Below are 13,762 nucleotides of genomic sequence, written 5' to 3' on the forward strand. Positions count from 1 at the left end.
GGCGAGGCGCTTTACCCGATCTGCGTCCGTCGTACACGCAACAGCGCTAGAGCGCCGACATGTCCCCGGTGTCGTACAGCTCGGCGCGGTCCGGGTCGGGCTCCCACAGATCCGGTTGGGCGGGCTCCCGCACGCCAATGCGCAGCGCCTCCAGTTGCGCGGCGAAGGACAGCCCGCCGAAGAGCGCCATCCCGGTCAGGTTGGCCCAGAGCAGCAGCGCCATCATGCCGGTCAGGGCGCCGTAGGTCTGCCCGAAACCGTCACTGAACCGCACGTACGCGGCGAGCAGCAGGCTGGCAAGCCACCACAGCGCGGTGGCGATGCCGGCTCCGAAGAACAGCCAGGACAGGCCGGGCTGGTTGCGGCGCGGCGCTTGTCGGAACAGCACTGCGACGGCGACGACGGTCAGCCCGAGGCTCAGCGGGAAGCGGATCACGTCCCAGATGCCGTTGGCGAGCGCGCCCCACTCGTAGTGTTCGCGCACCGAGTCGCCGATCGCGCCGCCGCCGACCAGGATCAGGAAGCCGGCGAGGGCGGGCAGGCCGGCGGTGACGGCCAGCACGGCGGCCCGCAGGTATTTGCGCAACGCCGGGCGGTCCCGCTCGACGCCGTAGATGCGGTTGGCGCCCCGCTCGATCTGGGCCATCGTGGTGGTGAGCGCGAACAGGCCGGTGAGCAGACCGAGGGTGAGCGCCAGCTCACCGGCGTCCTCGACGCGTTCGCCCTCACCGAGCAGCTCGGAGACCACCTGCTCGCTCTGGCCGGGGGTGAGCGCCAGGACGGTGTCGGCGACCACCTGGCCGCCCTCCCGGACGCCCAGCTCGCTGATCAGCCCGGTGAGGGCGATCAGGAACGGCACCACGGCGAGACAGAGTTGCAGCGCGAAGGCCCGGGAGTGGCTGAACCCGTCGCCGTAGCGGAACCGGATGAACGCGTCCCGCAGCAGGTGCCAGCCGCCCTGCCGGCGCAGTGTGTGCCAGGCGTCGTCGGCGGACAGCTCCTCGTCGGCCATCAGCCGGGTCTCCGGCACGATCCGGGTGCTACTCACGGCGCGCTTCCTCGATCAGCTGCTCGCCCCGCTCCCCGGCACCTTGCGCGTCGACGGCCAGGTCGGGGGCGTCCTCGGGCTGGGGGACGCAGAGCCAGAGCGCCTGCGGCCGGACCTCGGCCTCGAGTTGCCGGCCAGGGGCGATGAGGTCACCGTCCAACTCCCGGGGGTGGGCCCGGTTGCTGGTGACCACCACGCGCTTGCCCCGGAACACCTCCAGCCGCGGCACCTGGCCGCTACGGCGGACGATCGCCCAGCCGAGCGCCAGCCAGTGCCGCAGATTGTTCGGAGTGAGCACGGCGACGTCGAGCCAGCCGTCGTCCGGCTCGGCCTCGGTCAGCAGTGTCACGCCACCCTGCAGCCGGCCGACGTTGGCGATCAGGACCGAACGGGCCCGGCGGCGCACCGGGGGCCGGTCGTCGATGCGGATCTGCACCCGCATCGGCCGGTCCCGTAGGTGGCGGGCGGCACCCATCACGTACGCCGGCCAGCCGATGCGGGCCTTGGTGGTCTCGTTGGTGGCTTCGAGCATCTGGGCGTCGAAGCCCATGCCGGCCATCACTGTGAAGTACTTGTCCTCGACTGCGCCGACGTCGAGCAGCCGTCGACCGCGTTCGACGGCGACCTGCAACCCGGCGGCCAGGTCGGTGGAGAGCCCCAGGTTGGCGGCGAGCAGGTTGCCGGTGCCCTGCGGCAGCACGGCGAGGGCGACGTCGGTGCCGACCAACCCGCTGACGCAGGACATCACGGTGCCGTCGCCCCCGCAGGCGAAGACCAGGTCGACGCCGGCCTTGACGGCCTGCTCGGTCTGGCCGCGACCCGGGTCGTCGACTGTCGTCTCGTACCACTGCGGCGCGGGCCAGCCGGCCGCGGTCAGGGCGTCGTCGACGGTACGACGCAACTCGTCGAGATCGTCGACCTTGACCGGGTTGACCACCACCGCGGAGCGCAGCCCGCCGTCGCCGCCCGAGGGCCGCCTGTCCTGTCCAGCATCCACGGCGTCAGTGTGCAGCACCCGGACGGCTTCAGCGACCCGGCGACCAGCGCGCGTCGGAAGTGCCACAGACAGGTTTCAACCCGGCCCCACCCGTCAGGCCGCTGCCCGCAGTGCGAGCTCCACCCGCCGGCGCAGATCGTCGAGGTCCACCCCGGACTCGGTGAGCACCAACGCCCCCAGCCCGTTGCCCTCCCGGAGCACCCCGAGCAGGATGTGCTCGGTGCCGATGTGTTTGTGTCGCAGTCGCAGAGCCTCCCGCAGGGACAGCTCCAGCGCCTTCTTCGAGCGGGGCGAGAACGGGCCGCCGAGGTAGCGCCTACGCCCCCAGCGGCGGCGCGGCGCCGGCACCGCCTCCCGTAGCGCGTCCGGGCCGAAGGACTGCTCGATGCGGGCCACGATCGCGGCCAGGTCGATGCCGATCTCCCGCAGGGCCGCCGCGTCCGCGTCGCCGAGGCCGGCGCCGCCGCTGACTGTGTGCCGGCGGACGCGTTCGCGCAGGTCGTCGGCGCGTACCCCGGCGTCGGCGAGCACCCGGCTGGCCAGCCCGGCGTCGTCGGCGAGCAGGGCGAGCAGCAGGTGCTCGGTGCCGACCGGGCGTTGGCCCTCGACCCGCGCCTCCTCCAGCGCCCGTCGCACCACGTCGCGTGCCCGGTCGGTGAACCGTTCGAACATCACGCCTCCCAGGATGAGTTGACCGCCGGTCGCCCGGCGTGCTTCTTGTGCACTGCCTGCCGGCTGACCTCGAGCGTGTCGGCGATCTCCTGCCAGGACCAGCCCTGCCGTCGGGCGTTGTCGACCTGGACCACCTCGAGCCGCTCGAGGAGCCGGCGTAGCGCGCGGACGGCGCGCAGCCCGACCCGGGGGTCGGTGCTGCCGGCTGCCGCCGCTAGTTCTGTGGCCTGGCTCATGCCGTCAACATACGTTGACAACTCCCTGCCTGTCAACCCTGGTTGACATGATCCGTTCGCGGTGACAGCAGCCTCCGCGCACATCCCGTACCAGCAACTGCCGTTGGACCAGGTCCGGCAGTGGGCGGCGACGAGATCGCCGACATGTTCCAGCGCTTCGAGGACAACACCGACTTCGTCGACGTCGACGCGCTGCACGCCACGTACCCCGACGTCGCCTGGCACCGCTACGCCGACTGGGCCCGCACCGTCGACTGGGACCGGGTCCTCTCCGGTCGGGCGAGCGGGCGATAACGCAACGACGCTACGCTGCCGTGCTCATCCGACTACCCTCGGTCAGGGACAGCTTGGTCGTGCCGGGCGCGACGCCCGGGAGGTGATATCGGATGGCCGCACCCGCCGACGCAGCGGTGCTGGTCGGCCTCGGGTCGGAACTCGACCTCCCGGTCGTCGAACAGGCCGCGCAGGAGGCCGCCGGACACGGCCGGCCACTGCACCTGCTGCACACCTTCGACTGGCGCGCGGCCTTCGCCGCGGACACCGTCGCCGCACCCCGCGACCGGGCCGAAAAACTGATCACCAGCGCCGCCCAACTCGCCCACCGGACCGAGCCAGGGCTGACCGTACGCGGCGAGATCGTCGAGAGCTCCGTGCTACCCACCCTCATCCGCCGCTCGGAGGTCGCCTTCCTGCTGGCCGTCGGCGACAGCGGCATGGCGGGCAGCGGTCAGTGCGTTCCGGCCGAGACGACAGCCGTGCAGTTGGCCGCCCGGGCCGGCTGCCCCCTGTTGGTGGTCCGGCGTGAGCCGCCACCGCAGGGCCCGGTGCTGGTCGGCGTCGACGGCTCGCCCAGCTCACACCTCGCCCTGCAGTGGGCCCTGAAGTGCGCGGCCCGCCGCGACGCCCGACTGCTGGCCCTGCGGGTGGTGGAGTACGACGAGGACACCGACGCGGTCGCCGAGCAGCTCAACGAGGCAATGGCCCGGCACGCCGGCCGCGACAACACCGTGCCGACCGAGTGTCGCGTGGTACGCGGCGACCCCGCCGACGTGCTGGTCGACACCTCCCGTAACGCGCAGGTGGCGCTGGTCGCCGCCCGCGGCGACGAGCCGGGGCGGGCCATGCTGGGCGCGGTCGCCCAGTCCCTGCTCTACCACTCCCCGGCCCCGGTGGTCGTCGTCCGCGGCCTGGCCGAGGCGCCGCTGACCGGGCCCGGTGCCCGCCCGGCGCGGGACCAACGGCCCTGACCCCGGGCGTCCGCACCGGCCAGGCTGGACGCCGGAGGCCCCACTCCTACCCGCGAGAGGCAGCATGATGGAGACCGCTCTCGACGTGCACCACGCCCTCACCGACGACGAGCTGCGCCGGCTGGACGCCTACTGGCGCGCCGCGAACTACCTCACCGTCGGGCAGATCTACCTGCTGGACAATCCGCTGCTGCGCGAGCCGCTGACCCCCGACGACATCAAACCCCGACTGCTCGGGCACTGGGGTACCAGCCCCGGCCTCAATCTGATCTACGCCCACCTCAACCGGGTGATCGTGGCGCGCGACCTCAACGCCATGCTGGTCACCGGCCCCGGCCACGGCGGCCCGGCCATCGTGGCCAACACCTGGCTGGAGGGCACCTGGTCGGAGCGCTACCACGACGTGGCGCGCGACGAGGCCGGGATGTCCCGGCTGTTCCGCCAGTTCTCCTTCCCGGGCGGCATCCCCAGCCATGTCGCGGCGGACGTGCCGGGTTCGATCCACGAGGGCGGCGAGCTGGGGTACGCGTTGAGCCACGCCTACGGCGCCGCGTTCGACCACCCGGACCTGCTGGTGGCCTGCGTGATCGGCGACGGCGAGGCGGAGACCGGGCCGCTGGCCGGCAGCTGGCTCTCCGACGTGTTCCTCAACCCGGCCCGTGACGGCGCGGTGCTGCCCATCCTGCACCTCAACGGTTACAAGATCGCCAACCCGACGGTGCTGTCCCGGATCCCCGAGGACGACCTGCTGGACCTCATGCGTGGATCGGGCTACCAGCCGTACGTGGTGGCCGGTGACGAACCCGCCCGGGTGCACCGGACCCTCGCCGCGACGTTGGACCGCGTGCTGAGCGAGATCGCCGAGATCCAGCGGAGGGCCCGCTCCGGAGGCGTCGTCGAACGCCCCCGCTGGCCGATGATCATTCTGCGGACGCCGAAGGGCTGGACCGGCCCGAGTGAGGTCGACGGCACCCAGGTGGAGGGCACCTACCGCGCCCACCAGGTGCCGCTGTCGGGCGTACGCGACAACCCGGCGCACCGGGCCGAGCTGGAGCGCTGGCTGCGCGGCTACCGGCCGGAGGAGCTGTTCGACGCGACCGGCGCGCCGGTGGAGGAGCTGCTGACGCTGCCGCCGCGCGGTGATCGGCGGATGAGCGCCAACCCGGTCACCAACGGCGGCGTGGTGCTGCGCGACCTGACCCTGCCCGACTTCCGCGACTACGGCGTGGAGGTTCCCGAACCGGGTACACCGCTCGCCGGCGCGACCGGGGTGCTCGGCCCGTGGATCCGCGACGTCATCAGCGCCAATCCGGAGACGTTCCGGCTGTTCGGCCCGGACGAGGTCGCGTCCAACCGGCTGGGTGCGGCGTTCGAGGTGACCGACCGGGCCTGGGTGGCCGCCACCGTGCCCGGCGACGACCACCTCTCCCCCGACGGGCGGGTCATGGAGGTGCTCTCCGAGCACCTGTGCCAGGGCTGGCTGGAGGGCTACCTGCTGACCGGCCGGCACGGCGTGTTCACCAGCTACGAGGCGTTCATCCACATCGTCGACTCGATGCTCAACCAGCACGCCAAGTGGCTGAAGGTGACCCGGGCCATCCCCTGGCGGCAGCCGATCGCCTCGCTGAACTACCTGCTCTCCAGCCACGTCTGGCGGCAGGACCACAACGGCTTCTCCCACCAGGACCCGGGCTTCATCGACCACGTCGTCAACAAGAAGGCTGAGGTGGTGCGGGTCTATCTGCCGCCGGACGCCAACACGTTGCTCGCCACGATGGACCACTGCCTGCGCAGCCGGCACTACATCAACGTGGTGGTGGCCGGTAAGCAGGCCGCCCCGAACTGGTTGACGATGACCGAGGCGATCCAGCACACCCGGCGTGGCCTGGGCATCTGGGAGTGGGCCAGCAACGACGGCGACACCGAACCGGACGTGGTGCTCGCCTGCTGCGGAGACGTGCCAACCCTGGAGACGTTGGCCGCCGCCGAACTGCTGCGCCAGCACCTGCCGAAATTGAAGGTGCGCCTGGTCAACGTGGTCGACCTGATGCGCCTCCAGCCGGACACCGAGCATCCACACGGCCTGACCGACAACGAGTTCGACACCATCTTCACCCAGGACCGGCCGATCATCTTCGCGTACCACGGTTATCCATGGCTGATCCACCGACTCACCTACCGCCGCACGAACCACGAGAACCTGCACGTGCGCGGTTACAAGGAGGAGGGCACCACCACCACCCCGTTCGACATGGTGATGCTCAACGACCTGGACCGCTTCCACCTGGTCATCGACGTGATCGACCGGGTGCCCGGGCTGGCCGCCAGCGCCGCGCACCTGCGCCAACGGATGGTCGACGCCCGGCAGGCGGCACGCGACTACACCCGCCAGTACGGCGAGGACGACCCCCAGGTCGCCGAATGGCGCTGGGTCCGCGAAACCGACCCGACCACCCCCTGAAGGAGGACGACGTGCGCAACGCGGAGATCCTGGTCGGCTATGACGGCTCCACCGACGCCTCGATGGCCCTGAACTGGGCCATCGACGAGGCGCGGCACAGCGGCCAGCCGGTGCGGCTGGCGTACGTCTTCGAATGGCTGACGGTGGCCAGTTGGGTCGGCCCGGGCGTGGCCCCCGGCGTGTGGCCTGACGACACCGCCCGCCGACAGGTCGACGACCTGGTGCGCAAGGCCGCGGCGGACGCCACAGCGGCAAACCCCGGGCTGACCATCACCGGCGAGGTGTACGACGGGCCGCCCGCGCTGGTGTTGCAGGAACGCTCGGCGGAGGCCGGGATGCTGGTGCTCGGCAGCCGGGGGCACGGCGGATTCGGTGGCCTGCTGGCCGGGTCGACGGCGGTCTCGGTCGCCGCGCACGCTCACTGCCCGGTCGTGGTGGTCCGGGACGGAGCCGACAAAGCCCTGGCCGGCCCGGTGGCGGTCGGCGTGGACGGCTCGGAACCGTCGCTGGTGGCGCTCGGCTTCGCGGCCGAACGGGCGGCACAGCGTCAGGTGCCGTTGCGCGTCCTGCACGCCTGGACACCGGGCCCCAACGCCGAGGCCGGGGTGCCCGACGAGCGGGCCGCCGTGGAGCAGGCGCTGGAGCCGTGGCGGCGGACGTTCGCCGAGCTGACCATCGCCGTCGATCTGGTCCCGACCAGCCCGGCGGCCATGCTGATCGAGGCGAGCCGGGACGCGCAGCTGGTGGTGGTCGGCAGCCGCGGCCGGGGCGGGCTGGCCGGAATGCTGCTCGGCTCGGTCAGCCAACAGCTCATCCAGCACGCCCACTGCCCGGTCGCCGTGGTCCGCGAACGCTGACATCCACCGGGCGGGGCCGCACCGGGATGCGCGACCTGGCCCGGGGTCACCGCCGGGCGGTCGTCGGGTCGGACGGGTCGAGGGAGAAGAACTCCTCCTCTTCCTGAGCCAGGTGCAGGCGCAGCACCGCGTCCAACCCGTAGAGGGTGGCCAGCAGGTCGGGAACCTGATCGGGGCGCGGCCGGCCGTCGGCGGTCTGGGCGAGTTGGGCGCCGAGCAGGTCCACCTGGCGGCGGATCTCCACGTGTGCCCGACTCATCGTCGACGTCGCTTCCTCGCTGCCCAGCGGGGCGGCCAGCGCGGGGTAGAGCTGTCGCTCCTCGGCAGTCACGTGCGGCACCACGCGTTCGGTCAACCGGCGGTGCGTCTCGCGTACCGCCGGCAGGCACCTCGGCGAGGCCGGGTCGGTGGCGACCAGGTCGGCGCTGTCCCGCAACCCGGCCAGCACGTCGCGGACCGCCTGATGTTCCGCCGCGTAGTGGGCGAGCAACTCCCGGGTGCGCGGCGGGACGTCGCGCCGGCGCAGCCCACCTCCCAGTGCCCGCAGCGCGTTGAGGATCACCAGCACGTCGATGCCCTCCTGAAGGAACGCGCCAGCGACCGGGGGCAGCCGCCCGGCCGCCGCCACGAGCATCGCCAGCACGGCCAACGCCATCCCGACGGTGGCGCTCTGCACGGCGATCCGCCGGGCGTACCGGGCGATCTCCACCGCGTCGGCGAGCCGGTCCAGCCGGTCCACGGTGAGCACCGCGTCGGCCACGTCCGCCGAGGCGCTCGCGCCGGTCGCACCCATCGCCACGCCGACGTGCGCCTCAGCCAGTGCAGGAGCGTCGTTGACCCCGTCGCCGACCATCACGGTGACCGCCCGGTCGGCTTCGGCCCGTACCCGGTTCACCTTCTCCTGCGGCGTGCAGTGGGCGAGTACGTCGTCCACGCCGACCGCCTCGGCGACCTGAGCGGCGGTGGCCGGCTGGTCACCGGTGACCATCACGATGCGCCGCAGCCCTGCCGCGCGCAGCCGGCGTACGGTTCGGCGGGCGTCGGGGCGCACCGGATCCTCCAGCAGGATCGCGCCGAGCACGCCACCCTCGTCGCTGACCCACACCGCGGACCAACCGGCCAGCTCGGTGCGGGCCCGCGCCCGGTCCGCCCAGTCGGGCAGCTCGCCGGTGAACTGGCCGACCTGGATCAGCCGCCCGTCGACCCGGCCGCTGACCCCCCGGCCCGGCTCCTCGGTGACCCCGGTCGGCTCGGTCAGCGCCAGCCCGCGCTCCCGGGCCTGCCGGACCAGCGCGGCGGCCAGCACGTGTGGGGAGAGCTGTTCGACCGAGGCGGCCAGCCGCAGCACCTCGTCCCGGTCTCCGCCCGGGGCGACCACCGTCTCCGCGGCGCGCGGGCGGCCGGCCGTCAGCGTGCCGGTCTTGTCCACCAGCAATGTCCGGGCCCGGCCGAGCAGTTCCAGCGCGCCACCGTCGCGGACCAGGACCCCGCGCCTTGCCACCCGGGACAGGCCGGACACGATCGCGATCGGGGTGGCCAGCAGCAGCGGGCAGGGGGTGGCGACCACCAGCACCGACACCGCCCGGACCACGTCGCCGGAGAGCAGCCACGCCAACCCGGCCAGAACCAGCGTGAACGGCACGAACGCGGCGGCGTACCGGTCCGCCAACCGGACCATCGGGGCCTTGTGGGCGGTGGCCTCCTCGGCCAGCCGGACGATTCCGGCGTAGGTGCTCTGTGCCGCGCTCTTCGTCGCCCGCATGCCGAACCCGGCTCCGGCGTTGACCACGCCGCTGGCCACCGCGTCACCGGCCGTCCGCTGGACCAGCCGCGACTCCCCGGTCACCACCGACTCGTCCAGGGTGGCCGCATCGTCGATGGTCCCGTCGACCGGCACCACGTCCCCCGGGCCGACCAGCAACCGGTCCTCCACCGCCACCTGGTCCAGCGGCACCACCTCGATCGCGCCGCCAGGCCCACGCCGACGTGCGGTACGCGGAGCGCGCTCCAGCAGGGCCCGCAGGTCGCGGGTCGCCCGGCGCTGCGCGTACGCCTCCAATGACCGTCCGGTCGCCACCATCACCGCGATCACCGCCCCGGCCAGGTACTCCCCGACCCCGAGCGCGCCGGCCAGGGCAAGCACGGCGATCACGTCCACGCCGAAGTGCCGGTGCCAGAACGCCCGCAACATCGACCAGACGGCGGGCAGCAGCGCGACCACCGTGACGGCCGCCCAGATCAGGTCGGCTGCGCCGGCCCGGCCGGCGATCCGCAGCACCGCACCCGCCAGCACTGCGGCGGTGAGCCCGACCAGCGGCGCCCACGCCCACCAGCGGCGGATACGGCGTCGGGCCGGCTGCTCCGGCACACACTCGGTCGCCTCCGTCCTCACCTGCGCATCGTCGCAGCACTGGGCCGCCACGGGCCGGACACGGGGCTTTCGCCAGCCAAGCGGCAATCATCTGCGGCGGACCGCACGATGCCCGGACGGGCGGCGGGTCGAGGCGATGGGCGTAACGACCCGGCGGGGTCGGGACCTGCGACCCCTGCGCGGACGGCACCGGATGCCACAGGATGAGGCGGCAACCCGGTACAGCACCGCGTCGTGAGGCACGATGAGCAGAGACGGAAAGGTCGTGACCATGAGTCAGGAAAGTCAGCTGACCACCGCGCTGGCGGAGGCCGCCGCCACAGCCGGCCACGCCCCCTCGGTGCACAACACCCAGCCGTGGCGTTGGCGGGTGCTGCCCGACGCGCTGGAGCTGCGCTCGGTCGCCGACCGACAGCTCGCCGCCAGCGATCCAGAGGGTCGACTGCTCGCGATCAGTTGCGGCACCGCCCTGCACCACGCCCGACTGGCGCTGGCCGCCGAAGGGTGGCGAGCCGTGGTGCAACGGCTGCCCGACCCGGCCGACAGCGAGCTACTGGCCCGGCTGACCGACCTCAGCCACACCACGGCCGACCCGGACGCCATGCGCATGGTGCAGTGCATGCAGGTCCGGCACACCGACCGGCGGCCGGTCAGCGACGAGCCGGTGCCGCCCACCGCGATCGAGGAGATTACCCGGGCGGTCACCGCCGAGGGTTGTCGGTTGCAGATCCTCGACCGCGACGAGATGTTGGAGCTGGCCGCCACCGCCGGGCACGCCGACACGGTCGAGGCCGAGGATCCGGAGCTGCGCGCCGAGCTGGCGTACTGGACCAGCCGGGCCGGCGAGGGCACCGGCCTGCCCGCCGAGGTGCTGCCCGAGCAGCCTGCGCAGACCACCGTGCCGGGCCGCGACTTCGGCCGCCCCGGCAGCCTCCCCGTGGGCCCGGGCCACGACCGGATGGCGGTGTACGCGATGCTGCACGGCGACGAGGACGAGCGGGACAGTTGGCTGCGCGCCGGCGAGGCGCTCTCCGCCGGTTGGCTGACCGCCACTCGGCTTGGCGTGTCCGTGGTGCCGCTCAGCGCGGTGGTGGAGGTGCCGGGCACCCGGCAGACCCTGCGTCAGATGCTCTCCGGGATCGGCTTCCCGTACATCGCGTTGCGGTTGGGCATCGCGGAACCGACGCAGGCGGGTCCGCCGCACACGCCGCGGCTGGCCACCGCGCAGGTGGTCGACACCTCCGCGGTCCGGGGCGAGCACGGTTGACGGTCTCGGCCAGAAAAGTCACCGGCGCTACCATCGCCCGGTGACCAGCAGCGCGCCGCAACCCCCTCGGGAATCGCCAGCGACCCCGTCGCTCGGGCTGAGCCCTCTGTCGCGGGTCCGCCTCGACGAGCTGTTGCAGGAGATGCTGGTCCGGGTCGGTGAGGTGATGACCAGCCGGGAGCGCCTGCGGGCCCTGCTCGACGCGGTGGTCGGCATCGGCACCAACCTGGATCTGCGCACCACCCTGCAACGCATCGTGCAGGCGGCCTGCGAGTTGGTCGGCGCCCGGTACGGCGCGCTCGGCGTGGTCGGCCCGGACCGGCTGCTGCACGACTTCATCGTCCACGGCATCACGCCCGAGCAGCACGAGCAGATCGGCGACCTGCCGCACGGGCGGGGCGTGCTCGGCCTGCTCATCGACGATCCCCGGCCGCTGCGGATGCCCGACATCACCCAGCACCCCCGCTCCTACGGGTTCCCGGCCAACCACCCGCCCATGCACAGCTTCCTGGGCGTGCCGGTCCTCATCCGCGACCAGATCTTCGGCAACCTCTACCTGGCGGAGAAGCAGGGCGGTGCCCAGTTCACCGAGGACGACGAGGAGATCGTCGTCGCGCTCGCCGCCGCCGCTGGCGTGGCCATCGAGAACGCCCGCCTGTACGCCCTGGCGCATCGGCGGGAACGCTGGCTCGCCGCCACCGCCGAGATCACCACGGTGCTGCTGGGCGAGGTACGCCGTACCGATGCGTTGGCGTTGGTCGCCCGCCGAGCCCGCGAGGTCGCCGAGGCCGAGCTGGCGCTGGTGCTGCTCTACGACAGCGACACCGAGCAGTTCTCCGTGGAGGTGGTCGACGGCGCCGACGAGCAGGCCCACGCGCTCGTCGGCGCGGTCCTGCCCGCCGCCGACACCAGCTTCGGCGCGGCGGTCGCCGAGGGCCGGCACGACCAGGTGGACGACCTGGCGCACGCCGCGCCGTGGCCGGCGCTGCTGCACACCGGCCCGGCGATGATCTCGCCACTCACCACCGCCGAGGCCCTGCATGGCGTGCTGATCGTGGCGCACCGGCCGGAGCGCGGCGGTGGCGCCAGCGAGGAGGACCTGACGCTGCTGGGCAGCTTCGCCGGGCAGGCCGCGCTGGCCATGGAACGGGCGCGCGCCCAGGAGGAACGGGAACTGCTGGTGGTTCTGGAGGACCGCGAGCGGATCGCCCGCGACCTGCACGACGTGGTGATCCAACGACTCTTCGCCACCGGCCTGCAACTCCAGAGCGCCGCCCCGATGGCCCGCCCGGAGGTGGCCAAGCGGATCAACGCGGCGGTCGACGATCTGGACGCCACCATCCGCGACATCCGCCGGACGATCTTCGAGCTGCGTACGCCGATGACCTCGGAGCTGCGCACCGAGATCCGGGCGGCGATCGAGGCTGCCGCGGAAGCGCTGGGCTTCAAGCCGCACCTGGAGCTTTCCGGGCCGGTGGACAGCGCCGTGCCGGACGCCATCCGCCCGGACCTCGCCGCTGTGCTGCGCGAGGCGCTGTCGAACGTGGTCCGCCACGCGCAGTGCACCCGCGTCGACGTCGCCGTACGCGTCGACTCCGGCCAGGTCACCGTGACGGTCACCGACAACGGGGTGGGCTGCGACCCGGCCGACGCCCGGGGTGGCCTGGTCAACCTGCGCGAACGTGCCAGCCGCCTCGACGGCACCTTCACGGTCACCGCGGCCGAGTCGCACGGCACCAAGGTGTGCTGGGCCGTGCCGCTGCGCGACTGAACTTTCGCGACCCGGGTCAGGGCGCCTTGCCGAGCAGACGCGTGGCCAGAACGGCGGCCTGCGTGCGGCGCTCCAGGCCCAGCTTGGCCAGCACGCTGGAGACGTAGTTCTTCACCGTCTTCTCCGCCAGGAACATCCGACCGGCGATCTCCCGGTTGGTCAGCCCCTCGGCCACGTACTCCAGGATCCGCCGCTCCTGCTCGGTGAGCGACTTCAGCTCGCGCGGCTGCTCGACGCCGTTGCGGATGCGCTCCAGCACCCGGGTGGTGATCGCCGGGTCGAGCAGCGACTGCCCAGCCGCGACGCGACGCACCGCGTCGACCAGGTCGGTGCCACGGATCTGCTTGAGCACATACCCGGCGGCACCGGCCATGATGGCCGCGAACAGCGCCTCGTCGTCCTCGTACGAGGTGAGGATCAGCCCCTTGATGGACGAGTCGACGGCGCGGACGTCGCGGCACACGTCGATGCCGTTGCCGTCCGGCAGCCGCGCGTCGAGGATCGCCACGTCGGGCCGCAGCGCCGGGATGCGGCGGGCCGCCTCCTGCGCCGAGCCGGACTCGCCGACCACCTCGATGTCGCCGCTGCTCTGCAACAGGTCGGCCAGGCCACGGCGGACGACCTCATGGTCGTCGAGGAGGAAAACCCGGATCATCCCTCGTTTCTACAGGTGCCGGGCGGCGGGTGCACGGGCCGAAGGTCCCGACCCGCCGGGCTCCGGGCCCTACGTCGTCCCGAATGGCGTCGGTGCGCGGCGCCCGGGCCGGGACCACCTCGGCCCGCAGAGGGACTCGACGTGGTCCCGGCCCGGGCGGTCGGGCCCGGTGGATCGGGA

Annotated in this window: 12 protein-coding genes; 6 read left to right on the forward strand and 6 right to left on the reverse strand. The window is 72.8% G+C overall.

Annotated features, from left to right (window positions below; translation table 11 throughout):
• Positions 1-46: 46 nt before the first annotated feature.
• The 4 genes from ABZU43_RS14770 to ABZU43_RS14785 form a co-directional block, all read right to left on the reverse strand.
• A complete protein-coding gene (locus ABZU43_RS14770) occupies positions 47-1,048 on the reverse strand; it encodes a YihY/virulence factor BrkB family protein (RefSeq protein ID WP_355007042.1) in 1,002 nt (333 codons plus the stop codon).
• Complete coding sequence (locus tag ABZU43_RS14775; protein WP_355007043.1) at positions 1,041-2,045, reverse strand: diacylglycerol kinase family protein; 1,005 nt, start codon at positions 2,043-2,045, stop codon at positions 1,041-1,043. The genes ABZU43_RS14770 and ABZU43_RS14775 overlap by 8 nt, the downstream gene beginning before the upstream one ends.
• Before the next feature lie 93 nt (positions 2,046-2,138).
• Complete coding sequence (locus tag ABZU43_RS14780; RefSeq protein ID WP_355007086.1) at positions 2,139-2,717, reverse strand: Clp protease N-terminal domain-containing protein; 579 nt, start codon at positions 2,715-2,717, stop codon at positions 2,139-2,141.
• Positions 2,717-2,953 (reverse strand): HTH domain-containing protein, encoded by a 237-nt coding sequence (locus tag ABZU43_RS14785; RefSeq protein WP_030336062.1) that lies wholly within the window; start codon positions 2,951-2,953, stop codon positions 2,717-2,719. The genes ABZU43_RS14780 and ABZU43_RS14785 overlap by 1 nt, the downstream gene beginning before the upstream one ends.
• 120 nt (positions 2,954-3,073) lie before the next feature.
• Between ABZU43_RS14785 and ABZU43_RS14790 the strand changes: the two genes are divergently transcribed.
• The 4 genes from ABZU43_RS14790 to ABZU43_RS14805 all read left to right on the forward strand — a co-directional run bounded on the left by ABZU43_RS14790 (position 3,074) and on the right by ABZU43_RS14805 (position 7,518).
• Positions 3,074-3,247 carry a hypothetical protein gene (locus tag ABZU43_RS14790; protein WP_355007044.1) on the forward strand — a complete coding sequence of 58 codons (174 nt, stop codon included), beginning with the start codon at positions 3,074-3,076 and terminating at the stop codon, positions 3,245-3,247.
• A gap of 92 nt (positions 3,248-3,339) precedes the next feature.
• Complete coding sequence (locus tag ABZU43_RS14795; protein WP_355007045.1) at positions 3,340-4,200, forward strand: universal stress protein; 861 nt, start codon at positions 3,340-3,342, stop codon at positions 4,198-4,200.
• Between the two features lie 67 nt (positions 4,201-4,267).
• Positions 4,268-6,661: a phosphoketolase family protein gene (locus ABZU43_RS14800; RefSeq protein WP_355007046.1), complete on the forward strand. Its 2,394-nt coding sequence runs from the start codon at positions 4,268-4,270 to the stop codon at positions 6,659-6,661.
• Positions 6,662-6,672: 11 nt separating this feature from the next.
• The gene (locus ABZU43_RS14805; RefSeq protein ID WP_355007047.1) at positions 6,673-7,518 is read left to right on the forward strand and encodes a universal stress protein; all 846 of its coding nucleotides are present in this window, start codon (positions 6,673-6,675) and stop codon (positions 7,516-7,518) included.
• Between the two features lie 46 nt (positions 7,519-7,564).
• Here ABZU43_RS14805 and ABZU43_RS14810 read toward each other — a convergent pair whose 3' ends face one another.
• Entirely contained in the window at positions 7,565-9,910 is a 2,346-nt protein-coding gene (locus ABZU43_RS14810; protein ID WP_355007048.1) for a heavy metal translocating P-type ATPase, read from the reverse strand.
• A gap of 223 nt (positions 9,911-10,133) precedes the next feature.
• Here ABZU43_RS14810 and ABZU43_RS14815 point away from each other — a divergent pair, with 223 nt between their 5' ends.
• Both ABZU43_RS14815 and ABZU43_RS14820 read left to right on the forward strand, forming a co-directional pair.
• Positions 10,134-11,156, forward strand: a complete 1,023-nt coding sequence (locus ABZU43_RS14815) for a nitroreductase (protein ID WP_355007049.1) — start codon at positions 10,134-10,136, stop codon at positions 11,154-11,156.
• A gap of 97 nt (positions 11,157-11,253) precedes the next feature.
• Positions 11,254-12,927 (forward strand): GAF domain-containing sensor histidine kinase, encoded by a 1,674-nt coding sequence (locus tag ABZU43_RS14820; protein ID WP_355007087.1) that lies wholly within the window; start codon positions 11,254-11,256, stop codon positions 12,925-12,927.
• 16 nt (positions 12,928-12,943) lie between these two features.
• Here the strand turns inward: ABZU43_RS14820 and ABZU43_RS14825 are convergent, their stop codons facing one another.
• On the reverse strand, positions 12,944-13,582 hold the full coding sequence (locus ABZU43_RS14825; RefSeq protein ID WP_124860098.1) for a response regulator transcription factor: 639 nt from the start codon (positions 13,580-13,582) through the stop codon (positions 12,944-12,946).
• Between the last annotated feature and the right edge of the window lie 180 nt (positions 13,583-13,762).

The organism is Micromonospora sp. NPDC005205 (genome assembly GCF_040608275.1).
GTDB lineage: Bacteria > Actinomycetota > Actinomycetes > Mycobacteriales > Micromonosporaceae > Micromonospora.